This window comes from Exiguobacterium sp. N4-1P, from assembly GCF_002214325.1.
In genome coordinates, this window is the sequence record NZ_CP022236.1 from 2,490,922 (window position 1) to 2,515,380 (window position 24,459).

Annotated in this window: 21 protein-coding genes and 1 riboswitch; of the genes, 4 read left to right on the forward strand and 17 right to left on the reverse strand. The window is 43.2% G+C overall.

Annotation, left to right across the window (positions count from 1 at the left end; translation table 11 throughout):
* Positions 1-19: 19 nt before the first annotated feature.
* The 5 genes from A0126_RS12735 to A0126_RS12755 all read right to left on the reverse strand — a co-directional run bounded on the left by A0126_RS12735 (position 20) and on the right by A0126_RS12755 (position 5,116).
* Positions 20-1,549, reverse strand: coding sequence for an FAD-dependent oxidoreductase (locus A0126_RS12735; protein ID WP_088837906.1), 1,530 nt, complete (start codon positions 1,547-1,549; stop codon positions 20-22).
* A gap of 211 nt (positions 1,550-1,760) precedes the next feature.
* Positions 1,761-2,204 carry a hypothetical protein gene (locus A0126_RS12740; protein ID WP_088837907.1) on the reverse strand — a complete coding sequence of 148 codons (444 nt, stop codon included), beginning with the start codon at positions 2,202-2,204 and terminating at the stop codon, positions 1,761-1,763.
* The gene (locus tag A0126_RS12745; protein ID WP_088837908.1) at positions 2,201-2,812 is read right to left on the reverse strand and encodes an ABC transporter ATP-binding protein; all 612 of its coding nucleotides are present in this window, start codon (positions 2,810-2,812) and stop codon (positions 2,201-2,203) included. Before A0126_RS12745 ends, A0126_RS12740 begins: the two co-directional genes overlap by 4 nt.
* Positions 2,809-4,767 carry a hypothetical protein gene (locus A0126_RS12750; protein ID WP_088837909.1) on the reverse strand — a complete coding sequence of 653 codons (1,959 nt, stop codon included), beginning with the start codon at positions 4,765-4,767 and terminating at the stop codon, positions 2,809-2,811. Before A0126_RS12750 ends, A0126_RS12745 begins: the two co-directional genes overlap by 4 nt.
* 22 nt (positions 4,768-4,789) lie before the next feature.
* Positions 4,790-5,116 (reverse strand): mediterrocin family bacteriocin, encoded by a 327-nt coding sequence (locus A0126_RS12755; protein WP_088837910.1) that lies wholly within the window; start codon positions 5,114-5,116, stop codon positions 4,790-4,792.
* Between the two features lie 528 nt (positions 5,117-5,644).
* On the opposite strand from A0126_RS12755, the gene A0126_RS12760 reads away from it, so the two are divergent.
* Positions 5,645-6,079 carry a sigma factor gene (locus A0126_RS12760; protein ID WP_029331656.1) on the forward strand — a complete coding sequence of 145 codons (435 nt, stop codon included), beginning with the start codon at positions 5,645-5,647 and terminating at the stop codon, positions 6,077-6,079.
* Positions 6,076-6,927, forward strand: a complete 852-nt coding sequence (locus A0126_RS12765) for a tyrosine-type recombinase/integrase (protein ID WP_088837911.1) — start codon at positions 6,076-6,078, stop codon at positions 6,925-6,927. Before A0126_RS12760 ends, A0126_RS12765 begins: the two co-directional genes overlap by 4 nt.
* Here A0126_RS12765 and A0126_RS19550 read toward each other — a convergent pair.
* Together A0126_RS19550 and A0126_RS19555 are read right to left on the reverse strand one after the other, a co-directional pair.
* On the reverse strand, positions 6,887-7,300 hold the full coding sequence (locus A0126_RS19550; protein WP_239456764.1) for a tyrosine-type recombinase/integrase: 414 nt from the start codon (positions 7,298-7,300) through the stop codon (positions 6,887-6,889). The genes A0126_RS12765 and A0126_RS19550 overlap by 41 nt on opposite strands.
* Complete coding sequence (locus A0126_RS19555; RefSeq protein WP_239456766.1) at positions 7,301-7,714, reverse strand: site-specific integrase; 414 nt, start codon at positions 7,712-7,714, stop codon at positions 7,301-7,303.
* Positions 7,715-7,836: 122 nt separating this feature from the next.
* Between A0126_RS19555 and galE the strand changes: the two genes are divergently transcribed.
* Entirely contained in the window at positions 7,837-8,859 is a 1,023-nt protein-coding gene (gene galE / locus A0126_RS12775; RefSeq protein WP_088837912.1) for a UDP-glucose 4-epimerase GalE, read from the forward strand.
* A gap of 64 nt (positions 8,860-8,923) precedes the next feature.
* Here galE and pelG read toward each other — a convergent pair whose 3' ends face one another.
* Genes pelG through A0126_RS12800 form a run of 5 tightly spaced genes read right to left on the reverse strand, consistent with a single transcriptional unit; the run spans position 8,924 to position 15,746 of the window.
* Positions 8,924-10,384, reverse strand: a complete 1,461-nt coding sequence (gene pelG / locus A0126_RS12780; RefSeq protein ID WP_088837913.1) for an exopolysaccharide Pel transporter PelG — start codon at positions 10,382-10,384, stop codon at positions 8,924-8,926.
* Entirely contained in the window at positions 10,365-11,783 is a 1,419-nt protein-coding gene (pelF, locus tag A0126_RS12785; RefSeq protein ID WP_088837914.1) for a GT4 family glycosyltransferase PelF, read from the reverse strand. Before pelF ends, pelG begins: the two co-directional genes overlap by 20 nt.
* The gene (locus A0126_RS12790; protein ID WP_088837915.1) at positions 11,780-13,618 is read right to left on the reverse strand and encodes a DUF2194 domain-containing protein; all 1,839 of its coding nucleotides are present in this window, start codon (positions 13,616-13,618) and stop codon (positions 11,780-11,782) included. The genes pelF and A0126_RS12790 overlap by 4 nt, the downstream gene beginning before the upstream one ends.
* Complete coding sequence (locus A0126_RS12795) at positions 13,615-14,523, reverse strand: hypothetical protein (RefSeq protein WP_088837916.1); 909 nt, start codon at positions 14,521-14,523, stop codon at positions 13,615-13,617. The genes A0126_RS12790 and A0126_RS12795 overlap by 4 nt, the downstream gene beginning before the upstream one ends.
* Complete coding sequence (locus A0126_RS12800; protein ID WP_088837917.1) at positions 14,520-15,746, reverse strand: hypothetical protein; 1,227 nt, start codon at positions 15,744-15,746, stop codon at positions 14,520-14,522. The genes A0126_RS12795 and A0126_RS12800 overlap by 4 nt, the downstream gene beginning before the upstream one ends.
* A gap of 79 nt (positions 15,747-15,825) precedes the next feature.
* Positions 15,826-15,910, forward strand: a riboswitch (cyclic di-GMP riboswitch).
* 107 nt (positions 15,911-16,017) lie between these two features.
* Between A0126_RS12800 and A0126_RS12805 the strand changes: the two genes are divergently transcribed.
* Positions 16,018-16,809 (forward strand): glycoside hydrolase family 191 protein, encoded by a 792-nt coding sequence (locus A0126_RS12805; RefSeq protein ID WP_239456767.1) that lies wholly within the window; start codon positions 16,018-16,020, stop codon positions 16,807-16,809.
* Between the two features lie 476 nt (positions 16,810-17,285).
* Here the strand turns inward: A0126_RS12805 and wecB are convergent, their stop codons facing one another.
* From wecB to A0126_RS12830, 5 genes are read right to left on the reverse strand one after another with little or no spacing between them, the layout of a single operon-like run.
* The gene (wecB, locus tag A0126_RS12810) at positions 17,286-18,404 is read right to left on the reverse strand and encodes a non-hydrolyzing UDP-N-acetylglucosamine 2-epimerase (RefSeq protein ID WP_088838523.1); all 1,119 of its coding nucleotides are present in this window, start codon (positions 18,402-18,404) and stop codon (positions 17,286-17,288) included.
* Between the two features lie 29 nt (positions 18,405-18,433).
* Positions 18,434-19,738: a nucleotide sugar dehydrogenase gene (locus tag A0126_RS12815; RefSeq protein WP_088837919.1), complete on the reverse strand. Its 1,305-nt coding sequence runs from the start codon at positions 19,736-19,738 to the stop codon at positions 18,434-18,436.
* Positions 19,739-19,755: 17 nt separating this feature from the next.
* Positions 19,756-21,795 carry a heparinase II/III domain-containing protein gene (locus A0126_RS12820; RefSeq protein ID WP_088837920.1) on the reverse strand — a complete coding sequence of 680 codons (2,040 nt, stop codon included), beginning with the start codon at positions 21,793-21,795 and terminating at the stop codon, positions 19,756-19,758.
* Positions 21,788-23,059, reverse strand: coding sequence for an oligosaccharide flippase family protein (locus A0126_RS12825; RefSeq protein WP_162288273.1), 1,272 nt, complete (start codon positions 23,057-23,059; stop codon positions 21,788-21,790). The genes A0126_RS12820 and A0126_RS12825 overlap by 8 nt, the downstream gene beginning before the upstream one ends.
* Positions 23,060-23,083: 24 nt before the next feature.
* Positions 23,084-24,439, reverse strand: a complete 1,356-nt coding sequence (locus A0126_RS12830; RefSeq protein WP_088837922.1) for a hypothetical protein — start codon at positions 24,437-24,439, stop codon at positions 23,084-23,086.
* Positions 24,440-24,459: the final 20 nt, after the last annotated feature.

Genomic DNA, 24,459 nt, shown 5'->3' on the forward strand with positions numbered 1-24,459 from the left:
GTGAGCCTTTTGGCTGTCGTTACATTCTTTTCAGCGGCTTAACGGCTGGCCCTTCGAGCACATTTCCTTCGTAATCGAACCGGGAGCCATGACACGGACAATCCCATGACCGTTCGCCGTCGTTCCATTTGACGTCGCAACCGAGATGCGTACAGGTCGTCTTGACGAGATGCAGTTCACCCGTCTCGTCCCGGTATCCGCCGACCGTCTTCCCGTCGTGGCGGACGAGCCCACCTTCGTCGCGTGCTAACGCCTCCGCCTCTTTCTCGCCACGTGCGACTTTCCCTTTGACGAGTTCGAGCGCGACATCGGCATTGTTTTTGACGAACTGTTTCGCATCCTGCTTGCTCAACTTCGACCGGTTCGGATCGAACAAGGACAGGTAGCGGTTTGATTTCCCGGTCAATAGATCGGCTAAGAGACGACCTGCCGCAATCCCGTTCGTCATCCCCCACTTGGCGAATCCTGTTGCGACGAACAGGTTCGAATCGTCACTCGTCATTTGACCGACATACGGGACTTTATCGAGCGAAATCAAATCTTGCGCCGACCAAAACTGTTCGATTGCTTCGACCCCGAACTCGGCTTCCGCGAACTGCGCCAACGTTTGATAATTGGCTTTCGTATGTGTCTCGTGTCCAGACAAATGGTTTTCCCCACCGAAGAAACCGAGTGTTCGTCCATCTGCCGTCTTTGCATGCCGGAGTGAGCGACTCGGTTGATCGGCACTCATGAACATACCGTCCGGAAACGTTGCATCGACGAAGCCGGAGACGATATACGATCGGTGGACTTCGAGTTTTGAAAAATAGAGCCCTTTTAAATCATTGAACGGGAAATGCGAGGCGACGATGATCTTTTTCGCTTCGATTTTACGTCCGTTCTCAACGACGACGGTCGGCGTCCGTTTTGTCTCGACCGATACGGCCCGTGTCTGTTCGTATAACTTACCGCCATTCGCTGTGAAGTACCGGGCGAGTCCTTGTAAGTACTTGACTGGATGGAACTGGGCTTGATTACGTAAGACGACTGCTTTTTCAACCGGATAGGGCAACTTCGCTTGCACTTCCGCCGTCGCCTCTCCCCCGTCCATTCCGAGTCGGGCATAGGCTTCGATTTCTTTTTCGAGTTGACTGGCCTTTTCTTTTGAGGACGCGACGTACAGGTACGCATCCTGCGTCTCAAGCTCGCAGTCGATGCCGAGTCGTTCGACCTGCTCACGTAAAAACTCAATCGCCTCTTCATTCGCCTGAAAATAGAGGCGTGCTTTCTCTTGGCCGATTGTCTGAATCAATTGATCATAAATCAAACCGTGTTGCGATGAGACTTTTGCCGTCGTATACCCGGTCGTCCCGCTCGCGACTTGATCCGCTTCAAGCAGTGTCACGGCATATCCGGAATCAATCAACTGGACCGCTGCGACGAGTCCTGCAATGCCGGCACCGATGATGACGATGTCCGTCGTACTGTCTGTTTCTAATTTCGGATAAATCGTATGTTCAATCGAAGTGCGCCAGTATGATGTTGGAAATCCGTCAAGTCGCTTCATTTTTTCCGCCTCCGTAAGTGTTGGTTTCTTTTCATATAACTAACATTTACTTTTACCCTCACATCACAAAATCATTCATATTCTATATTTTTAAAGAAAATAAACTATCTAGTACAGCGCTATCTTCTTTCGCGTTATATACGATTATTCGTTTTCTCTCGCCGATTTCATACAAAAAAACTGCTCCCCTCATCAGGAAACAGTTCACTAATCAATCAAGTGGAAATACGGTCTTCGCGTGTTCCACAAGACGCGTGATTTCTGGTTTATTTCGATCCAAGATGGCTTGTAGTTCCGCGTCCGGTTCGAGCAGTTTCAATTGATCGTTAACCATCAGTTCATAACCGGTTTGCTTGTCTTGAATTCGTACACCGTATTCGTCATCTCCGAACAAGGTCGGCCAAATGATAAGCCAAATACCTGCTTTATCGTCCGAAACCGCTAAGTTTCCGACATACGATAAATAATCAGGTGTTTTGACATTATACGATAGACCATTCTTCGTCATAGCATGAACACCTGTAACGTGCTCCGGAACTGCTGCTAAAAACGGTTTGTACTGAATCGTCGTCACCCCGTACCAGACAAGATTCAGCAATAGGAATCCGGCCACTAAACCAAACGCAATGCGCAAACCTTTTTTCTTTGGATTCATCCGAGTTCCACCAACCTGTTCCCCTGTTTTTTGATTGCTTCATCGTGCGTGACGAGAATGACGGTCTTGCCGCTTGCATTCAACTCCTGCAAAATCGTCATGACCCGTTCTGCATTCGCTTGATCGAGTGAGCCGGTTGGTTCATCAGCAAGAATGATGTCACATTTCTTTAGCATCAGTCGAGCCAGTGCGACCCGTTGTTGCTCGCCTCCAGACAGCATATAGACTTTTTTATCGATCTTTTCCTCAAGACCGACGGCTGACAAGACCTCTTCAATCGTTCGCCCAGAGCGGTAACTCTTTTGGACGATGTCCAGATTTTGTCGAACTGTCTTCTGGTCGACCAAAGCAAAGTTTTGAAACAAGAATCCAATCTTCGTTCGGAAGTAGTCCAGTTGATTCCGTTTTTTTGTGATGTCCTGTCCATCAACAAGAATTTTCCCCGCATCAAGCGGTTCCAAAGCGCCCACCATGTTTAACAACGTCGTTTTCCCGCATCCGCTCGGTCCGGAAAATATGACGAAATCCCCTGCCTCAATCTGTAACGACAGATTTTCAAACAAGCTTTTACCTTCAAACGTTTTTGATACGCCTTGAATCTGAATCATACATTTCCCCCCTTTAGGATCCGCTGGATGTTAGCTCGTTCAATCTTACGGATCAGCCCGACCAAAACTATTCCTTCAAGTAAGGCCAACAGACCGCCTCCGCTCAGCAACCACAAGGGATGGCCGATTGCAAAGAAGTAGACCGCAAGCGTCACGATTAAAGTGCTGAACGACGTAATACCAAGTGTATAGAGGACCAACCGTCGATTTTTTTGCCAGATGCTGTAACCGATGACTTTTTTGACGGATAACTCGAGCGCGTTGACTTGGTACTCGAGTTTCAAGACAGTTACGATAATCAACAGTTCCAGACTGATGATCAGTGCAGCAAAAATCAGATTCATGTTCATTAACCGTTTGGCCGTTTCCCAGGCACCGATGTACTTATCCCAGACATTCGTCCGGATGAACAATTCATCCGTCATCGCCTGTTCCTCAACGAAACGATCAAACGTCGGTGGATTGACGTCGTACATGATGTCACTCAACAAAACAGAGGACAACTGCTTCAGTTTCATCCGTGTCTTCGCATCATCATTCAAGACAATCAGCGTCGGTTCGTCGACGAGTAGGCTGCCACTCACGAGGTTTTGATCAATCGCCGTCAGTTCGAGCGGTGTCGTATAGCGGATTGTCTCATACTGTTGTTCGATGAACGGGCCTAATCCAAGTGATTGCAGGGTATTATCGAGCTCTTCTTTACTTGGTGGTGTCGCTTGCTCCGGTGCAATAATCGTCAACTTATTCGTGAAGACATCGGTTACTTCCGGAAGTCGCTCTTTAATCTCTTCGAATGCTTGCCGGTTCAAGATCAAGGCCGTCTGATCACGTGTCGAAAAGTTCGCAAGTGGTGTCACGAGTGTTCCCGAGAAATCGGTTTGATAGCGTCGATACAGCTCAGTCTGAATCTGTTCCGACAGTGCAGGACTCGTTTCGTCCGAATAATTCGGAGAAGTGATCTTGTGACCGATATAGGTATAGTCATAGGTCTGTTTCGTTTCAAAAAAGTCCCGTTGCTGATAAAGCGCCACAGCTTCCGTAATAACTGTGATAGTACTCGATAACATTAAGATTGTCAGCAACGCCGTGATGAACTTTAACCCATAGGTCATCGACAGGAGCGTCCGTGAACGATAACTGTTGGCAAACGCTTCTTTGATCTGCAAGCGACCGATCAACAGATAAACGAGTCCATTGCAGACGAGCAAGATAAACACTAACAGCAACAGGAACTGCCAATAAGGGTCAAGTGGCGTGACTTGACGCAACAGACCGAAGCTGAAAGCGAAAATACCAAGCACAATCACGGAATCAAAGGCGATGGACTTGCCAATCATCAGCGACAGCCGTTCTCCCATCGATAAGCGAACCAACAGTTCTTTACGATTCATAGATAGTTCATAAAATGTCATTAGGACGGTGATAATGATGACGAGCGACCAGATGCCAAGGACGCGATTTCGCTCAGTATGTTCGTTGTAACCAAGTTGCGGGTGATTTCCCGCATATGTATCAATCAAGTCCATCTTAAATGCTTTTACGGCATCGGAAGATCCGATCCCGTAAAAGTTAGGTGTATAGGCAAGACGAGGATGCTCGTATAAAGGTTTGAACGTGAAGGTGATGTCACCAAGGAAAACACTGTCGTATGTTTCGCTTCGAATCTGTTGGTTCGCAAGGTGTTTCTCCACACCTTCCGTTCCATAAATTGTCTTTGTACTTGAGAAACTGCCATTCGGCGTCTCTTCATACGTAAAGACATCCATCTGATTTCGCTCGGCAGCGGCATAGATATCAGCAATCATCTGTTTCTCCGATTTTTTCGAATTCGGGTATAGTGTCGTCGTATCGAACGGATCAGAAAATCCTTCCAGTTTCAGCATTCGACTTTCACCAATGATGAACAGACTCAACGCGAGAATCAACGTCACCATCAACACTTTTAATTGCTTCACGTTCATTCCCCCACTTTTTCACTCACTTGATGTAATAGTAAATCGTACTTCCCTTATGTGTTACTTCAATGCCAGCCCAGTTTCCAGCCTTATCACTATCTGCATGTGAACCATTACCATTCACAACTTGTGCTATGTGTGAACGTGTCATGTGTTTTGTATGTGTGTAATCTTCATTGATGAATAAGTCATTGAAACCGTAATTAATGACCCAGTTTGTACCTGTTGAACTTTTTTCCCATGACTTTGTAAACGTTTGACCAGAACTTGAATAAGCGAATGCTGTTGAGTTAGAGGCAAGAAGACCTAGCGCAAGGACTCCTGCTGCGATTGTTTTAAACTTGAACATGTTGAATGACCACCTTTTAATTAGAGTAGGTCATCGGCCGATCACCGGTGTGTTGTTAACAACCTTATAATAACGTAATATTTTACCAATTTTATTTATCTGAATATTCGCTTAATTACTAAGTCGGTTTTTATTGAAAAAGATTAATTAACTTTTAAAAAATCATGCAGTTTGATTACTTTCTTTATTATAGAATTTATTTTCGATTTCAAATCAGGTAGAAAGAGATAAATATTTATAACAATTTCCCCTACGAATGACCTATTCCTAAAACAAAAAAGTAATTTTCTTTCGAACACCCCCGAGGATAAGTAGAGTTATCCTCTCTTTTCAAACCATCTTTTTTGAATCATGCCAACGGTTTTCTGAGCTTTCAAAAGCCGTTCGTCTCGTTTTCCAACTAAATATCGACGATTGACCGAGGCAAACCCTTGCCTTGTCGCGCGTCGCTTCAGGATAACTCTACTTATACTAAAACTACCGCGGAATACCCTTCGATATGCATATCCGAAAGATTGGATCCTTCCCATGAATGAAGCCTTACACCACTGGCTCCCTCTGATCAATTCACTCCTGCACCGCCTCTCGATCCACCCGAACGAACACGATGAATGCCGACAAGCAGCATTGCTCCGCCTCTGGACATCCATCGAATCCGGCAAAGAATTATCAATCACGTTCGTCCGCATTCGGGCGCGCGGCGCGATGCTCGACTATCTCGCCAAACGGACTCGCACACTGACGACCGAAGTCGCCGTCGAAACCCTGCCGGAACTGCCTCGTCAACAAACTGTTTCCTTCCCTTACTTGCTGAACGAACTCGAACACGCCCTCTCCCCGAAAGAATTCACCTTCCTTCAGGCAATGATCGCTGGAACGGAAGGAACACTCGGCTACTCCGACGCCCGTCTGCGCTCCCTCAAGTCAGACTTGAAGCGGAAAGTCGAAGGCATCCTCCTATGATGACGTTCTACCTCGACCGCTTACTCGCCTTGATTGAGGCTTCCCCCACCTACAGTCGCCTGACCAAAAAAGCCTATCGTTCGGACGTCCGCCACCTCTGTCGTCATGCGACGGCCCTCGATATTCCGTCACTCCGAAGATACATCACACTGCTTCACACGACCTATGCCCCGACGACCGTCGCCCGGCGGATTCATGCCTTAGCGACCTTGTTCGATGCCCTCGTCGCGGAGCGGTCACTTGCGAAAAATCCTCTCAAGCAGATTAAGAAACCGGCTCGTCCGAGTCCGAAACTGCGAACAGCCTTCAGCTATCCGGATGCCCGTCGTGTCATCGACACGCTGACCGATGAAGCGACGTATGCGTTTTACTTTTTACTGCTCCATACCGGACTCCGGTTCAGTGAAGCCCACCAATTGACGTGTGCCGATCTTGATTTTACGGAGCGCCACCTGTTCGTCCGCCACGGTAAAGGCGACAAATCCCGTTTCGTCCCGTTGAACGACGAATTGACAGACGTCCTGTTGCGGTACATTGAGACGGAACGACCGGACGGCGAGTACGTGTTCCTGACCGATCATGGGCGACGGTTACGTCCTGACACGACACGGAAACAATTGCGCCAAGCAAGTGAGTTGTTGCTCGGCCGGACGTTACGTCCGCACGACCTCCGGGTGACGTTCGCGACGACCCTTTATCGGGAACACCAGACCGACTTGCTGACGGTCATGCGATTGCTTGGTCACAGTGACGCGAAGACGACGCAACAGTACATCTTGCCGTCGGCTGAAGTCGCCCGTTCGTCGATCAACCGTCTGACGCCGACAAGGCATCGACGACTTGTCTGAGTTTCGTCTCCCGGCTCAAGATATAGCCTTCCGTCGTCTCCGACCGGGCATGTCCGAGCAGGCGTTGAATCTCGAGTAACTTACAGCCCGCCGTCTGGTACAGGTAGGTCGCGTAGCCGACACGTAAATCATGCGGACGGAGTACATGACCCGACCGGGCGAGCGATTGGTTCCGTAACGCGTCCCGCGCCCCTTGTTCGTGGATTACCTTGCCACGGACGGAGCGAAAAACGTACCCTGTCGCGCGATCTCCAATGAACTCTTTTAGCTTCGTGACCAAATGGCGCCCGAGCGGTACGGTTCGCAAGCGTCGTCCTTTTCCATGCCGGACGAGTAACGTCGCCGTTGTAAATTGAATGTCTTCGATCGACAACTAACGGGCCTCCATGAAGCGGAGGCCCGTTTGGCTGATGAGTTCGAAAAAGAGACGGTACGTCGGATGCTTGATTTGCCGGATGACATCGATTGCCGCAAGCAACGGATAACCGTCCCGTTGCCGGACGTGTTGATGGACGATCGGTCGAACTTGTTTCATTGGATTGACCTTGAGTCGTTTCACTCGGACAAGTTCATTTCCGAGTGCCATCAACGCATGATATCGCCGCAATGCCGTCGCCGGTTTATACTGTCCGATGACGTGATCAAAATACGTTTGGAGGGACTTGACCGACCACTCGACACATGCCTTCTTCAGCTGCCGTAAATCACTGCGGTAGGCTTTGATCGTCAGCGCCGAATACGTCGCGTGCGTTTGGAGATACTGCTCGAGATAGTCGAAGTGGGTCATGGTTAATCCTCCTCATAATTGGTCTAGTAAAAGGATTCCCTTTCCAAGAGCTTTCACGCATGGAACAGACAATCATTTCATGCTATGCTTATCCAATAATTGTAACAAAAAGGAGAATCTTTATGGAAATCTTAGTAACAGGAGGCGCCGGTTATATCGGTAGCCACACGTGTCTTGAACTGCTCCAAGCAGGATATGAAGTCGTCGTCATCGACAACTTGAGCAACAGTCAGAAAATCGCTCTCGACCGGATCGAGCAGCTCGCGGGAAAACCGGTCACGTTTTATGAAAACGACGTGATGGACATGAACGCGCTCGAACAAATCTTTACGCAGCATGACATCGAAGCCGTCATCCACTTCGCCGGTTTGAAAGCCGTCGGTGAGTCTGTCGCCTTACCGCTGTCGTACTATAAGAACAATCTCGTCAGTTCACTCGTCTTGTTTGAGGTCATGGCGCGACACAACGTCAAAAAACTCGTCTTCAGTTCATCCGCGACCGTCTACGGTGTGCCGGAAACGACACCGATTGACGAGTCGGCGCCACGCTCGACGACGAATCCGTACGGCGCGACGAAATTGATGATTGAACAGATGCTTGAAGACGTCGCGGCGTCCGACACGGACTGGGAGATTTCCCTGTTACGGTACTTCAATCCAATCGGTGCCGATATCAGTGGATTGATCGGGGAAGACCCGAACGGCATCCCGAACAACTTGATGCCGTACGTCACGCAAGTCGCAGCCGGACGTTTGGATGAACTCAGTGTCTACGGACAGGATTACGAGACGCCGGACGGGACCGGGATTCGCGATTACATCCACGTCGTCGATCTCGCAAAAGGACACCTCAAAGCACTTGAGTATAAGCACCAAGGTATCGAAGCGTTCAACTTAGGAACAGGGACCGGCTCAAGCGTCCTCGACTTAGTGACGACGTTCGAGTCAGCGACCGGCATCGACGTCAAACGCAAGTTCGTCGACCGTCGTCCGGGTGACGTCGCCGCCTGTTATGCGGATGCGTCAAAAGCCGAACGCCTCCTCGGCTGGAAAGCTGAAAAAACGTTATATGACATGTGCCAGGATGCTTGGCGCTGGCAGTCACAAAACCCGGAAGGCTATCCGCGTGAAATGAACCGCCGCTGATGACCGTCCACAAAAAAGCCTGAATCCGAGTAGCGAGATGCTACTTCGATTCAGGCTTTTTTTGTTAGGCCGAGCGCCGGTTCAACCGTTCCCCGACGCGGGTGAAGCGGGTTGACCGCTGGCGCGGCTCATAGCGGCAAAACGTATGGTAATCGATCTCATTGACGTACTGAATCAAGCGGATCAAGGCGTAGGCGAACGTCACTGTCGACCCTAATGCGAAGCTCAGACCGAATCCGTCATATCCGAACGGTGCTAACGCAACCGCGAAGACGCCGTTGACGGCGAAGAACAGCAGTGACGTGATACAGGCCCCGCGCTGATCTTCGAAATAAAGCAACAGCAGCGTCAGGACGAGGACCATCGCGTTCGAGAAAGCACCGATCGTCGTCATCTGGAAGATGCTGATCGTCTCCTTCGACAAGGCGAGACTACTGAGCAAGGTCGAGGCAAAAATCAGGACGAACAGCGTGAACAGTCCCTGATTGCGGACGAGCCGCTGGAGCTCTTGCCGTAAGATCAGCAACATCGCTGCTTTCGCCTTGTTGATTTGCTGGAGCGTCCCGCCTTCATTGACGTAACCGTAAAAGACACGGTAGCGCTCGTAAAAACGGGTCTCGACGGAGATGACGAAGATCGTCATCGTCGGGATGACCGTCAAGTACGAGAGGAAGATTGCCGTATCGTAGACGGGGTGATACCGGAACGTCCCGAGATGGACGGCTCCGCCTTCTGAGAACCAAATCACCCAGTTGCTGACCCAGACGCCGATGTTGTAGAGGAAGCTCGTCCAAAACAGTGCCGGATGCCGGTCGAAGTAACTGAGGTAACTAAACGGATCTTTCGTCTCGCGGTTCGGGAACGTCAACAACATCGCCGTGAACAGACCGAACAACGTCACGAGCATCCCGAGCGTAAAGCCTGCCGTCAACGCCATGCTCGTCGCGAACGGTGCCGTCAAGTACGGCATTAAGAAGCGGTCGATCAAGAGGACGGAGATGATCGATACTGCCGCTCCCCCTAAAAAGCTGTAGGCGACGGCTTGATAAAACTTCGCCGCACTCAGGAATAAGAATTGCACCCAAATCAGGTTGATCGTCAAAAAGAGAATCAAAATCAACAGGTTCGATAGGAAGGGCAACTCGGAGAACGTCAGGAAAACCACGTAGAAGACGGCGGCGATCGCGATCGTCATCTTCGTCATCCCGATGAACGTCGGGAAGATTTCCTTGTAGCGCTTCTCATAAAAACAATCGGCGAGATACCGCGTGACGACGAGTTGCTGAATCCCGAGGATGACTTGCGAAAAGATGAAGCAGTAGGAAATCGTCAAGTTGAACGTCGTCCGTTCCTCGAACGAAGCAATCGATAAGTACGTCGTCAACCACTGCGTCAAGGCGATCGTGACGATGACGATCAACCAGGGACCGGATGTGACGAGCCCTGCGAAGGCGTACGCCTTCAAACGTGCTGAAAAATAATCTTCCTGGAACAGCTTTTGGAGCTTAAACCCGATGCCCGCCATATGCCAGCCCCCTTTCTTCATAAAGTGCCACGTACTCGGCGATGAACTGATGTGTCTGATAGTATTTCAAAGCCCGTTTCTTGCCGTTCTCCCCGAGTTTTTTCGCATCCGCGCGATGCGTAGCGAACCAGGCACAGCGCTCGGCGATCCGTCCGGGATTGACCGGCGGGACGACGAATCCGGCTGGTCCGTAAGGGTCGTCTTCACGTCCGTTAATCAATTCGGAGCAAGCTCCGACATCGGTCACGATCCACGGGACACCGGCTGCCATGCCTTCGAGGACGGCGAGCGGTTGCCCTTCCGAGATGCTCGTCAACAAGCAGACGTCAAACGTCGGCAAGTAGGCGGCGATGTCGACCTTGCCGGCGAGCGTCACATACGGATCAAGTTCGAACTGTTCGATCAACTGTTGGCACTCGGTCGCATATTCCTCGTCCTCGTCGAGCGGTCCCATGATCGTCAGCTCGAACGCGACGTCCATCTCTTGCAGGACCTTCGCCGCATGAATCATCGTCTTGATGTCCTTGATCGGGACGACGCGGACGATGGCACCAATCTTCAGGATTGGTCCCTTCTCGACGACCGGTAAACTCGACAGACGGACGGCATCGATACCGTTCGGGATGATCCGCAGCTTCGCCGCTGGTGCCCCGAGTTCTTGTTGCAGTTCACCGTTGCGGTCGAACAGCGTGATGACGTCATCGGCTTCCTGATAAGCTTCCGCCGACAAATGGTGGAAGAAGCGAATCCAGTGCGCCCGGTATTCGACTGGAATCCACGTCGCCTGTAACAGTTCCTCTTCCCGCTCCCGCGAGTAGATGCCGTGCTCCGTCAAGATGTACGGCACGCCTTGGCGTTGTTTGATCGCACTCGCGACGAGTCCGGCATATCCGGTCGACGCCGAGTGAATCAAGTCGACTTGCGGTAACTCCGCCTGCAGTAACTCGAGGACCGGCGTATACATGCTCCGCCACATCCAGAGGTAATCGATGAATGAGCCGGATTGTTTTTCCGTCTCATAACTCGTCTTGACGAGCTTGAAGAAGAGCCGGTTCGCGAAGAAGTGCTCCGACGTCCCGACCGCTTGTTCGAAAATCGGGAAGACCGGGGCTTCGACATGTTGGAACGTCATCCATTGTTGAATCAACCGCCCTTGTTCTGCCGACAGGACGTGCTTCGGTTTCGGACGGTCGTATTTGAGATCGAGTGATAAGTTCGTCACACCCGCCACATTGTCCGGTAAGTTGTATTTATAATCCGCTTCCGTCAGTTGCGTCGGTGTGATGGCGATGATTTCGAACTGATGCATCGGCATCTGCTGAATCACCATGTGGACCCAGCTCGCGACACCACCGCTGACGTAGGGATAGCTGCCTTCGACGACTAAACCAATCTTCATTCTGTCCCCTCCTCGATCGGTAGCGTGACCGTTGCTTTCGTCAACGTGACTTGATACAACGTCTCGCCTGCAAGCGCGCGGACCGTCCCGAAATCGAACGTCCCTGTCTTGAGATGTTGACCCGGAGCGACACGGACGAGCATGACCGATGGCTTCAACATGTTCGTCCCGTTGATTTCAATCGTCTTGTCCGTATAGGTGACGTTGATGTCCGACTGTTGGTACTGGACGTATTTTTCATACGCTTCGTACTGGGTCAAGCTCTCGAGGTACGGATACATCGTCTTGACGTCGCGGAACATCTCTTCCATCGTCTTCTCCATCTCTGCCCAGCCCTTCCCTTTCGACCGGTCTTCGTCTAGCACGTCATCCGGGTGGATGAAGTGGGTAAACATTCCGAAGTTCGCGACGGCGTCCGCCATGACGAACGTATCGTTTGCCGTTTCGTTGTAGCCGCTCGAAATACGCGGGAAGTTGTACAGATTTTGATGGACAGGATCCGGTCCGAACTCCTGGATATAGCTACCCATCGAGGGATCACCCGAGTAGAGTGAGGCGACGATCAACTTGTCTTTAAAGACATTGTTGAGTGCTGTCAAACCGGTCTCATTGATGATGTTCGACGGTGGGACATAACTTTGAATCGACTCGTTCGGGAAGTAATAGTCGTGCGTCCCGATGACTTTCTTTAATGCTTCCTCCATTTGATCACGGTTGTTCCACGGGACATAACCGAGGTTCGGGTCGAGCGTCTCACCGGCGACGACGAGTGGCTGGTGATTAAAGCCGTGCAGCCCGATTTCGCCACCCATCTTCAGCAGACCCCGCCCATAGTTGAGCATCGGGGTGCGGATTTTTTCCGACAAGTCTTCCGTCGTCTCTTCCGTCGTATTCTTATAGCTGCCGATGATGAACCCGGTATAGGTGACATCTTGTTCGTCGGCGATTCGTTTCATGTCACGCCACCAGATTTCTTTAAAGAACTCCTTGATCGTCCGGTTATAAGTCTTCTCGATTGCGGCGTTCGTATTCCCGGGGACCGGTGACGGGAAGTCATCGAGATGCGTCACTTTGATCGCCGCCTGTTGACTGACAAATGACGGGAACAATAACGATAGCGTTTGGAGCATTAAACCGCGTGAGTTTTTCTCAGCGAGCGACGTCGTGTTCCAAAACAGGACTGTTCCCTTGCCGTACGGTGATGTCCAAAGAATCGGTTCACCGGACGCCGTGATTTTGACGTCCGCTTGCGGTAGCAGCTCGACGTCGGCGATACTGTGGGCGAACAAGTTTGACGAGTCCGGCAGATCGACGAAACCTGGGAAAATTTCTTCCTTGAAGATTAATCCGTTGATGCCGTCTTTGAAATCACCGAACTGTTTCACCCCGACGAGTTCCGCCCAGTCTTCGTTAATGAAGCGTGCTGCGATATAAAGCCGTCCACCGTCCTTGACGAATTGACGAATCGTTTCGTATGGCCAGTCACGCGAGTGCTCCCCCGCTAAAACAAGCACGGTCCGCTCGGACGGCTCCAATTGCTCGATTTCTTTGATTGAGATATTCGTATACGGGACTTTCGCGTACTTCAGTGCATATTTAAAGTTCGTCAAGACACTTTTTGAAAGCTCGCCTTTATCCTGATGGATATAGACTTGTAACGGTTCTCCATCCATCTGTCCCTCCTTGCCCGACATCGTCTGAAACGTCTTTTGTTGCGTCTCCTCGGTCGGAATCAGGCGATGTCCATAATCAAGACGTAACAACTGGACGACGCCGATCGTGACGAGCAGAATCGCGAAGACGGCGACGACGTAGGTCGTGATCGATTTTTTCATAGTTCCACTCCTTCCAGCCGGTCCAAAATGTAGCGTTTGTCGTCCGGAATGTCGTCCGGTGCGACGTGTGTTTTCAGTTGTGTCACGAGCGGTGCCAGCTTCGTCCAGTCACCTCTCGTGAAGTGATATTCAATCGCCAGCAGGTAGCCGTCCGCTTGCTCCGGGTAGTGCATGATCAAGCGTTCATAGTAGCCGAGTCCGTCCGCGACGTCGCCTTTCGCGAGGGCGAGCTTGCCGCACGCCTTCAAGCACGTCGCGTCCGTCGGATACTGAATCCGCATGTCTTGTAAATACGATCCGAACCGATCAAAGATCCGTTTTTGCATGCTGTCGTCGTGCAGTCCACTTTCGATGAAGGCTTCGAAGGCGTCAATCAAGTGGTAATACGTCGTGACATGCCCCGGATTCAGTTGTTCCTCGCGACTTTTAATCGTCGCTTCGTACCGGTCATATAACGTATTGCGGACCGTCGCGGCGTAGTGGACCGTCTCCGAGTCGGCATGGTCGAGCCCGAACTGAAGGTACTTCCCGGAATCGGCAATCGATGTCGTCGTCAAGCGGACGATCGATTGTTTCCGTTCCTTCGCGTCCATCGCCATCGCTTCGCCCATCGGCACCAAATCGATGTTGTCGGCTGCCTGTTGTTGCAGTCCTTCCAGGTTGACGACGTCGAACTCGATGTAGTCATCGTAGTCGAGCAACGTCTTGTCTGACGCGTATCGTCTTGCGATCAGCCAACTGACGAGACCGAACAGTTCACCGAGCAGCGGGACGAAATAACAAATCAGGGCGATCCATTTGACGAGACCACGCTGTGCCGGATCCATCCGTGCCGTGATCAGTTTCGCGACGAGAAAGACGATGACGGCATGAATCAGAAAAAATAACAGGACGAAGAAAATCATCCAAGATTCCCTCCTTTTCGTGCGAACAACTCTTTAATCCGTTGCTTGAATCCTTCAGCGTTCTCTTGCGGTGTTCCCGGTAAGAGGAAGTGAAGCATTTGATTCGTCTCGTCATAGCCGATGATGTCGATTTCCCGCATCGACTGGCGTAGGATTAATTCCATTTCAATCAACGACAGCCGGACCTGTTCGACCGGCAAGACGACTGTACTGTACGGCTGATCGTACTGTTCAGCTCGGTGTTGTTGGAGTGCGACTTTTTTATTGAATGGCTCGATTTGATAAATCCGTGTCCCTTCAATCAAATCACCACGCGACGCATTCCATTCCATCGTCAACGCTTTTTCGATCCGTGTCCCGGTCCAGTCGAGAATCAACTGCATGATGTTCATCTCGTAACTCGTCAGGCGGTTGAAGTCGATCGCCTGGATGACGACGACCTCTTGAATCTTCCCGTCGTAGCGGATCGGTGCAATCAGTAACGGGACGTCCGCCTCGTCCATCGTCCGGATCGAAATCGCATTCGTCTTGAACATCCGTTGATAGATGCCGGTCGACGGATCGATGAATAGTGTTTGCGGTAAGACCTCTTTCTCACCGAACCGGACGTGGAGTCGTAACGTCCGTTTTGACGCATCGACGTGATAGATGGCAAGATTCTCTGCCTTGAACGAACGTTTCAAGACATCGACGAGGCGATCGCGGACGATGTCGGCCGCCGTTTGGTCGAGCTCGAGTCCGACTTGGTAGATTTTCGTTAACGTATGATCCGAGTCGAGGACCTTCTTTTGCATCGTCGACTGTGACAGCCGGAGCTTTTCGACCGTCTCGAGCAAGTGGTTGTTTTCTTCGACGACTTCTTCGTGGCGGAGCCGTAAAGATAAGTAACGTTCCTGGAACGAGGTACTGAAAATCCCGCAGACCATCGCGACGAGGAAGTGGAAGATGATCCAGCTCAGTTCCGTCCGGTCGTATAAAAATAAGAGAATGTCCGATCCTTCGACCGACAGGAAAAACAGGTGGTACAGCATCGTCATCGTGAAACTGACGAACGCTCCGAGCAGACCATAGCGGAGGGCGAACAATAAAATATAAAAGATTAACGGATCAATTGCCCAATTCGAGACCGAAAGGCTAAACATATAGTCAAAGAAACCGATAAGTAAAATACTAGCTAGCATTTCTATCCATTTGACTGTATTTCTATGCTGTGTGTAAATCATGGCACACTCTCCTTAAAATAGTTATTTACATTTTTGTTAGCAGTGGTAAGATTTAGTCAAACAGGCAATTACAACTAAATATCGAGAAGGGCAAACTTACTGAAAAGTAAGGGCGCAAAGACATGGGTCGTCGATCTTCGGATACCGATCGCCAGTCTGCAATGCCGCAGCCGCTCTCTGATAAAAAATCAGGAGGCTACTAACCATGGGTATTATCTCACTCAAACGCGTGACGTCTTTTTTGTGCATTCTTTTTTTAGGAGTGTTACTAATGACACCAATCACGGGCAAAGCTCAATCAACGAATCCACTCGATTCCGTCAGCTCGTATAAGGTCTACTACGATGCACCGACGAAATCAAAAATCAAGAAGATGCAAAAGTACGATGTCATGATCATCGAACCGGTCTTTTACTCAGCGAAACAAATCGCAGAAATTCAAAAGTACGGCACGAAAGTCTATGGCTACATCAACACGATGGAAGCCGACAACTGGAACACAGACTTGATGGCACAATTAAAGGAATCAGATTTCTTCCACCGTGATGGACAACGTGTTCACTACGCGGAATGGGATTCATACTTAATGGACATCAACTCGAAGCATTACCAAGCGGTCCTCATGCAAGAAGTCGAAAAGCAAGTCGTCAATAAAGGACTCGACGGTGTCTTCTTGGATACAGTCGGCGACATCGACAACGAACATACCGACCAACCAAAGATCCTTGAGCAGCAGCAAGTCGCGATGACGAACTTCTTGAAGAGCGTCAAGACGAAACATGCGGATCTCTCATTGATTCAAAACTGGGGCTTCGGGACATTAAAATACCATACGTACCCGTACATCGATGGCATCATGTGGGAAAGCTTCAACTACTCGACGGTCGCAAAAGACCAATGGTCAAAAGACCGGATGGCAGATCTTCAGGAGTTGAACGAAGAAGAAGACATCAAGACATTGACGATTTCTTCTAAACAAGGTGCGAAAAGTGCGCAGTACGCGAAAAAGAATGGGTTCATTCACTTAAAATCAAACAAGACACTGAATTACAATAAATTCTAATCCACTTGCATATAATCTCATAACCGATTACTCAATTCCAATTATGACTGCTTTTGCATGACACAATTATACAGGATGTACTAAGCAAAACGTGTCACTTTTAAGAGGCAGGTCAACGAATTGAAACATCGAACGTAAAAAAGAGGTCCAGGCGATGGTTATCGCTGGGACCTCTTTTTCCTCATCTCATTCATTTATTCATATGGAGTACTTTCATCACGGTAAATCGTTCATCTGCTCTTTTCCGTCAAGGACTCGAATTTAGTGACTTCAATTAACAACAAACTGACCTACATAAATCGAAGACCTATTAAATGATTAATTCAAAAAAGACAATAGATTACAGAATTGATTGACGAATAATTTCATTTCTAACCGCTGTTGTATTTGCAATACATATTTTAGAAAAATCATTACATCTTATCGTATAAAAATAGTATTCTACTAATGATTAAATAGGGTGCTTTTAAGAAAAATTATACTTTAATTTCATCAATAGAAAAAATTAATTCTTTTTTTAATATTTCTACAATTTTTTGAGCGGCATTTCCATCTCCATAAGGATTATTTGCTAACGACATTTTTTGATGTTCCATAGAATCAGATAACAATAAATTACTTTCTGTAAAGATATTTTCTTCACTAGTACCTACTAATTTCAAAGTACCAGCTTCAACGCCTTCCGGTCTTTCGGTAGTATCTCTTAAGACAAGAACAGGTACTCCTAAAGATGGAGCCTCTTCTTGAACCCCTCCAGAGTCAGTTAATATCAAATGTGCCTTAGAAGCAAAGTTATGAAAATCAAATACCTCCAAAGGATCAATCAAATGGACTCGATCCAAATCAGATAGCTCACTGTTGGCCAACTCTTGTACAACAGGATTCATATGTACGGGATAAACAATCTCTATGTCCTCGTACTTATCATGTAATCTTTTAACCGCTCTGAAGATATTTCGCATAGGTTCACCTAAATTCTCTCTGCGATGCGCAGTAAGAAGAATTAATCGGTTTTTGCGTCGAACTATGGAATCTAACAATGAATTATCATAGTCTTCAGAAACTGTAGTTTTCAAAGCATCTATAGCCGTATTTCCAGTAATATAAACTTTTGATTTTTCTTTGCCTTCTTGGATTAAATGATTTGCAGCAGTTTCCGTAGGAGCGAAGTGGAAATCAGTCATCACTCCAGTTAGTTGACGATTCATTTCTTCTGGATATGGTGAATATTTGTCATACGTTCTAAGGCCTGCTTCCACATGACCCACTTTAACCTGATTATAAAAGGCTGCTAATGAAGCAGCAAATGTCGTCGTTGTATCTCCGTGTACTAATACGATATCAGGTTTTACAGAAGAAATTACTTCATTCATTTTTTCTAAAACTTTCGCTGTAACACTTACAAGTGTCTGATTTTTAGTCATTATATCCAAATCAAAATCAGGGACAATTTCAAAATGTTCTAAAACTTGATCTAGCATTTGACGATGTTGTGCTGTAACAACAACTATCGATTCGATATCTTTATATTTTTCTAGTTCTAAAACTAATGGAGCCATCTTTATCGCCTCTGGACGTGTTCCAAACACAGTCATTACTTTTAACAATTTACTGCCTCCAATAATTAGTATTCAAAAGAGCGGACTTTTTCTTTTTTCGAATCATTTATGCTAAATGTATTGCCATAATTGTATAAATTCCCAAACTCACTAACAGACGAACTTATTATGTTTACAGTATCAAAAATTTGTGGTGTTCTCATGTAACCAAACAGTTTATCTAAATCAAGATTTTTAAACTCATTATGATTAGTTAATACCAAAATCAAATCTGATCCTTCGATTGATCTTTCAACTTCCAAAATATTATTTTTTAATTTTTCAACATCTACATGTGGATCATGAATTAAAACTTCTATCCCCAAATTTTTCAATCGTTGAATTATTTCAAAAGCTGGACTTTCTCTTGTATCATCCACATTGCCTTTGTATGTTACACCGAATATAGTAATTTTAGGTTCGTTAATATTAATAATCATTTTTTCCACAGTTTCAACAACATACTTAGGCATTGAGTTATTTACTTCACGTGCACTTCTTATTATATCAGTATTTTCAGGTGACTTCGCAATAATAAAGTATGGATCAACAGCTAAGCAGTGCCCTCCAACTCCAGGACCTGGTGTATGTATATTTACACGCGGATGTTTATTAGCCATGTTAATCACATCTAAAACGTTAATACTTAAATCGTTACAGACTTTAGTTAATTCATTAGCTAAGGCGATATTTACATCTCTAAAAGTGTTCTCCATCAATTTAGACATTTCTGCTGTTTTGGAATCAGTTAAAACAATTTCACCTTTTACAAAGATCTTATATAGGTCAGCAGCTTTGATAGCACACTGTGGTGTTACCCCCCCCACTATTCTGTTGTTTTCTACTAATTCCTTTAAAATTTGACCAGGCAAAACTCTTTCTGGACAATGAACTACATAAATATCTTTTCCTACAACATAACCAGCCTTTTCAATTAAAGGTTTGATATAATCCTCCATAGTTCTTGGTTCAATTGTAGACTCTACAATTACTAAGTTTCCTACTTCTAAATAAGGTACAATTTGTTTGGTAGCTTCTAAAACATATCTGAGGTCACATGACTTATTTACATCATCATTATTAGGTGTTGGCACAGCTATAATAAAAGCATCCGCTTTTTCAGGGAAAAGAGATGCTTTAAATTTTTTGCTTTGAACCATTTCAGAAATCACTTCGCTTAATCCAGGTTCTTCAATATGAATTTCTCCTTGATTTAAACCTTCGACAATATTCTTATTAATGTCTACTCCAACAACATCTACACCTGATTTAGCAAAAACTGCAGCCGTTGGTAAACCAATGTATCCCATTCCTATAACATTTAATTTCATTTTTTAAAACCCCTTATCTATTTTATTTTTTCTACTGACACATCTGTGTTCTTTGTATTAAAACCACTATTAATTAACTTTCCGTATCCTTCTGAATAGACCTTTCGATCATTTAATTCAAACTTAAAAGGATGTGTAGACTCATCTACGACAATTAACTCATTTCCGGATAAATAAAAAGTTCTTTCATGTGTAATTCCTTTGAAAATCATTCTTATTTTTATCTCTTCTTTGGTTAATTTTAAAATTTCTCCCCGAACCGTTGAATTGACATTAAATACATTAATAAAATCATTAAAATCCGATTCGTATTCAGGAACGTTATGTGCTTTAGAACTTCTAAAATAATTTCTTTGCTCTTTTGATTCTGTATAGACATAGCTACCAGGATCCTGAAAATAAGACTTACCTTTATAAAAAATTTCAAAGTTAAGAAAATCATCATGCAGATGAGCTTTTAACATTTTATTTACATCTGGAACAACCCTAATTAGTAAAACAAAGTTATCATTTAAGACCTTTATTAATCCAAAATTTGAAGAAAACTCAATTTTACTTTTGTTTACTATGTTCGTAGCTCGATTAAAAATAATTTTATGCTTACTTTGGAATTCTGCAGTTTTGTCATAGAAAAGCGACTTATTTTCTTCTAACAAATATTGTTCTTTTGTAATTCCTTTCAAAACAGTATTTTCTTTAAAATCTTTTGTGATTATTTTCTTCTTTATAAACTCACTGAAAAAATCAAATTCGACTACTTTACGGACATTTCTAATAATTTTTTCATCATTCTCAAATCCAAAAACATGAGATGCAATAAATAAAATATTAGAGCTTAGTTCATTTTCAACAAACACATTATTTGATTCATTGATTAATAATGTGTTGTCTTTGGAAAAATATTTTTCTTTATAGTCTTTTACTGAGTAAAAATCGCCTTCAGGAAAAATTTTCAGCAACCTACCGCTATCATTATCACCAATTTGAGAAAAAACTAAGTTTTCATATGTATACATATTAGAAAAAACTGATATTTGAGATAGTTTATGTATAATATTTTCATTTAATTTCTCATTGTTATTAATTAAAATTCCGAAAGAATAAAATATAAGTTCGCTGCTTAATCTATGATATGCAGTGGAACACTCATAATTACTCCCGTCTTTAAAAAATTGTTCATCAAATTCTCTTATGACTTCTTTTTTAGAAAATTCATACCATTTTTTTGTTTCATCATTCGAAATATAACTTGAAATAAACAATAAAGCACATAAATTCGAAAGATAATGATTACCACTTTTTTGATTCAAAAAATTTAATTCTAAATTTGAATAAATAAACCTACCGTGATATATCATCATTCTAACTATATTTTTCTCAAATTGATCATTCAATATTCGGTTAGTATCTTGCGAACGAAATAAATCATAAGAAATCAGAATATTTACCGATCTAATAGCTACATCCATTGTAGATTTCCAATTCACTCCAAAACCTATTGGGTTATTTTGATCGAAATCTTTAATTTGATTTTTAAATTCATTAATTATTTCTGGTTGTTTATTTTTTATCTTCCGAGATAAGATAGCCATTTGAGGAAGATGATACATTCTACTTAATTCCCATGGAAATTTTATATCAACATTTGATGGAATATTAACAATCCTATAAGAATACAAATTTTCAAATGTATAATTATTTTTTAAATCTTTATTCCACGCTATTTCTTGATAACTTTTATCTTGATTATTTATATTTTTAAAACTGTCGTTTTTATTAGCATTCAGCCAACCACTACCTAGCAAGTTAAAGTTGTGATTAGAATATTGATTCCATAAATAATCCGCTAATTTTCGATCTACCTTGTCCATGTCTAAACTGTTTATATCAATAAGATTGTTAACAAAAGTATAGTTTATTTTCTTTTTTTTATTTATTTTATCTAATAAAGTTAAAAAAACAAAAAAATTATATTTGATTAAAAATTTTTTAAAGAAAATAATTTTATGGCGTTTTTTCATTTTAAAAAAATTGAATGTATATTTTATTTTATTCATTTTTTCCCCTTTTTATAATTAAAAATGTACTTCCAATGTTTATAATTATGTGTGAAATAATAGTTGTAATTGCTGCTCCTTCTATTCCATATAAAGGTATTAACAAAAGGTTAAAGCTGTAATTAAAACAGAGAGCTATAACACTTAAAGAAATCAAACTATAATATTTTCTTGCGGAAATCATCATGTTTACACTTGTAGCAAATATATAGCTAAATGCCACCCCTATTGCTAGAATTTTGAACGTCATTATTGATTCATCATATTTTTCTCCATTTATCAAATGCATAAAGTAATCACTTGTAAAAATGATTACAACAAAAATCGGAATTACGATGTAAGAAGATTTTTTTAACCATTCAATCGTTGCAGTTCTTCTAATATTTTTTTGATCTAAGAAATCTTTTTTCGATGTTTTGACTCTTAAAACAGCTTTAATTGATGGTAATAACGTCAAGAGCAGCGAATAGTATTTAAATGCAACTCCATATTGAGCTAAATCTTTAGCATTAGAAAGACTAGAAATCATTATGATGTCTAACTGATTAAATATGTTTAAAATAAACATATATATTAATATCCAAAAGCTCTCTTTAATGATTGTTAAATTATCTATTTCTTTAAAATTAAAGTTTAAACCTTTACTGAAGATACTAATTTCAGAATTAATATTTTTAAAACTTATATAAAAAGCTAGAAGAACTGATAAAAAAGATATCGCAATTATATATTTGACCTCTAAACTTCCACCTATTAAGAGAAGACATAATAGAAAAACTAAAAAAACTATATTTTTATAATTATTAAAGTAGCCAGCCTTTCTGTAATTTTCTTTAGATTGGTAAAAAGCTTGATTTAAATTTAACAACGAGAGCAATAGTCCAAAGAACACAGAAAAAATAACGATATTATAATTAGAATCATATATTGATACCAATATATTAATAAAAGGAAATACCAAAATACTGACAAAAACAATTAATAAAGTAGACGTTAAATATATTGTTTTGGAATTGTCAATGTTTCTAGATCTGCTTTCCGTTGCAAATTTTATATATACAAGCGATATAGAACCGCCAACCATTCCTAAAATAAGATTTGAAACTGATGAAAATTTAACATAATCAGCATAGTCTAATTCTGTCATTCCTCTAATTAAAATTATTGTTACTGCTAACATAAAAATTCTTGACACGCTATCATAAATAAAAACTGTAGCGTAATCCATAGGAATTTTTCTTTTTAGTTTTTCTATATTATTCATACTCAACATTTCCTTTTCGTAAATCTATTGTTTTCTCCTTTTAATAGTTATTCTCATAGCATTATCATTAAATTTATTATTATTATTTAACAATGATAATATAAATAAAGATAGTATTAATCCGTATGCCGATATAACTACAAATATTGTAGTACCTGTTATTACAAAAATTTGAATTATAAGTATCGAAATAAACGTATTTATTTCAATACCAGAAGAAGCTACATTTAAAAGATAAAATAGCATTACATAAGCTAATGGTATTAAAACTACACCTTGAATTCCATAAGAAAATGCACTACCAAACATACCGGTATTAGCACTAATTTCTGGATTTTTGAAGTATATGCCACCTAAAATATATGGAACACCTTCTCCATAATTATTGTTGTGGATCCAACCTAATTTATTAAATACTCCTGAGAAAGGTATTACATTTTCATTCACAGAAAAATAATCATAATATAAACTACTTAAGATTGCAGGTAAATAGTAAACTCGTTCAAGAATATTACCTACTAAAAAGGTTGTTTTACTATAAGTAAATTCTAAATAAATTAATATATTTAATAAAAATAATGCTAGGGGCACCTTCTCCATCATATGGTTTTTATAGATTTTATAAGCAAGAATTGATACAGGCAATAAAAATAACGCCGCTTTTTGATTGTCTATCCCGTAAAGAAAAAGTTGAGTAATTACAACCAAAGATAGTAATATGAAATTTTTCTTTTTAAATGCATATACACCAGTAAAGGGTACAATAACGTACATTGCGTTGTTTCTAAAATATTCAAAAATTACATTTAATTGTTTTTCTTTGAAATTACTTCTTGAATTATATATGTCGATTGAATTTAAATTAAAATTTAAATTCAATCCATTTACTTTTATAGAAATAATCAAAGACATTATTAAAAATACTGCTGTTGTCATAATCCAAATTAAATATCTTTGATAATCATTTATTTTTAAAATTTTCCTTTTATTTGTATTTGACAAAAAAGTTTTGTGCATTAATGATATTGCAAAAGAGAATATCACCCAAAAAATTAAAAAATAACTTATAAAGTTGTACGATAAATTAGCTAAACCAAACAAAGAAACAGTTGGTGTAAAACTCATTAGATACAATCCTAAAAACATAATTTCGGAAGGCTTATTATGCATTATCATAATATTATTAACCACATAGTATGAAAAAACTAAGAAAATTATATACGAAACAATTAATTTATTTACGTCTATTTCTAAATTAAATATTCCTCTTGAAAGCAAAATACTTTCTGTATAATATACATTAACATATAAAAAATCCAGTGTTATTCTAAAAAATATTATATAAATAAATAGTTTAAAATTATTTGATTTTAATTTCATAATAGATTGCCACTCAATTC

Excerpts from the sequence above, each read along its gene's own strand:
- A0126_RS12795 (WP_088837916.1), bottom strand. The coding sequence starts at position 14,523 with ATGATTTTCTTCGTCCTGTTATTTTTTCTGATTCATGCCGTCATCGTC.
- A0126_RS12790 (WP_088837915.1), bottom strand. The coding sequence starts at position 13,618 with ATGAAAAAATCGATCACGACCTACGTCGTCGCCGTCTTCGCGATTCTG.
- A0126_RS19555 (WP_239456766.1), bottom strand. The coding sequence starts at position 7,714 with ATGACCCACTTCGACTATCTCGAGCAGTATCTCCAAACGCACGCGACG.
- pelG (WP_088837913.1), bottom strand. The coding sequence starts at position 10,384 with ATGGCGGGCATCGGGTTTAAGCTCCAAAAGCTGTTCCAGGAAGATTAT.
- A0126_RS12755 (WP_088837910.1), bottom strand. The coding sequence starts at position 5,116 with ATGTTCAAGTTTAAAACAATCGCAGCAGGAGTCCTTGCGCTAGGTCTT.
- A0126_RS12760 (WP_029331656.1), top strand. The coding sequence starts at position 5,645 with ATGAATGAAGCCTTACACCACTGGCTCCCTCTGATCAATTCACTCCTG.
- A0126_RS12765 (WP_088837911.1), top strand. The coding sequence starts at position 6,076 with ATGATGACGTTCTACCTCGACCGCTTACTCGCCTTGATTGAGGCTTCC.
- A0126_RS12825 (WP_162288273.1), bottom strand. The coding sequence starts at position 23,059 with ATGAATAATATAGAAAAACTAAAAAGAAAAATTCCTATGGATTACGCT.
- A0126_RS12815 (WP_088837919.1), bottom strand. The coding sequence starts at position 19,738 with ATGAAATTAAATGTTATAGGAATGGGATACATTGGTTTACCAACGGCT.
- A0126_RS12805 (WP_239456767.1), top strand. The coding sequence starts at position 16,018 with ATGACACCAATCACGGGCAAAGCTCAATCAACGAATCCACTCGATTCC.
- A0126_RS12830 (WP_088837922.1), bottom strand. The coding sequence starts at position 24,439 with ATGAAATTAAAATCAAATAATTTTAAACTATTTATTTATATAATATTT.
- A0126_RS12820 (WP_088837920.1), bottom strand. The coding sequence starts at position 21,795 with ATGAATAAAATAAAATATACATTCAATTTTTTTAAAATGAAAAAACGC.
- A0126_RS12735 (WP_088837906.1), bottom strand. The coding sequence starts at position 1,549 with ATGAAGCGACTTGACGGATTTCCAACATCATACTGGCGCACTTCGATT.
- galE (WP_088837912.1), top strand. The coding sequence starts at position 7,837 with ATGGAAATCTTAGTAACAGGAGGCGCCGGTTATATCGGTAGCCACACG.
- A0126_RS12745 (WP_088837908.1), bottom strand. The coding sequence starts at position 2,812 with ATGATTCAGATTCAAGGCGTATCAAAAACGTTTGAAGGTAAAAGCTTG.
- A0126_RS12800 (WP_088837917.1), bottom strand. The coding sequence starts at position 15,746 with ATGATTTACACACAGCATAGAAATACAGTCAAATGGATAGAAATGCTA.
- A0126_RS12740 (WP_088837907.1), bottom strand. The coding sequence starts at position 2,204 with ATGAATCCAAAGAAAAAAGGTTTGCGCATTGCGTTTGGTTTAGTGGCC.
- wecB (WP_088838523.1), bottom strand. The coding sequence starts at position 18,404 with ATGACTGTGTTTGGAACACGTCCAGAGGCGATAAAGATGGCTCCATTA.
- pelF (WP_088837914.1), bottom strand. The coding sequence starts at position 11,783 with ATGAAGATTGGTTTAGTCGTCGAAGGCAGCTATCCCTACGTCAGCGGT.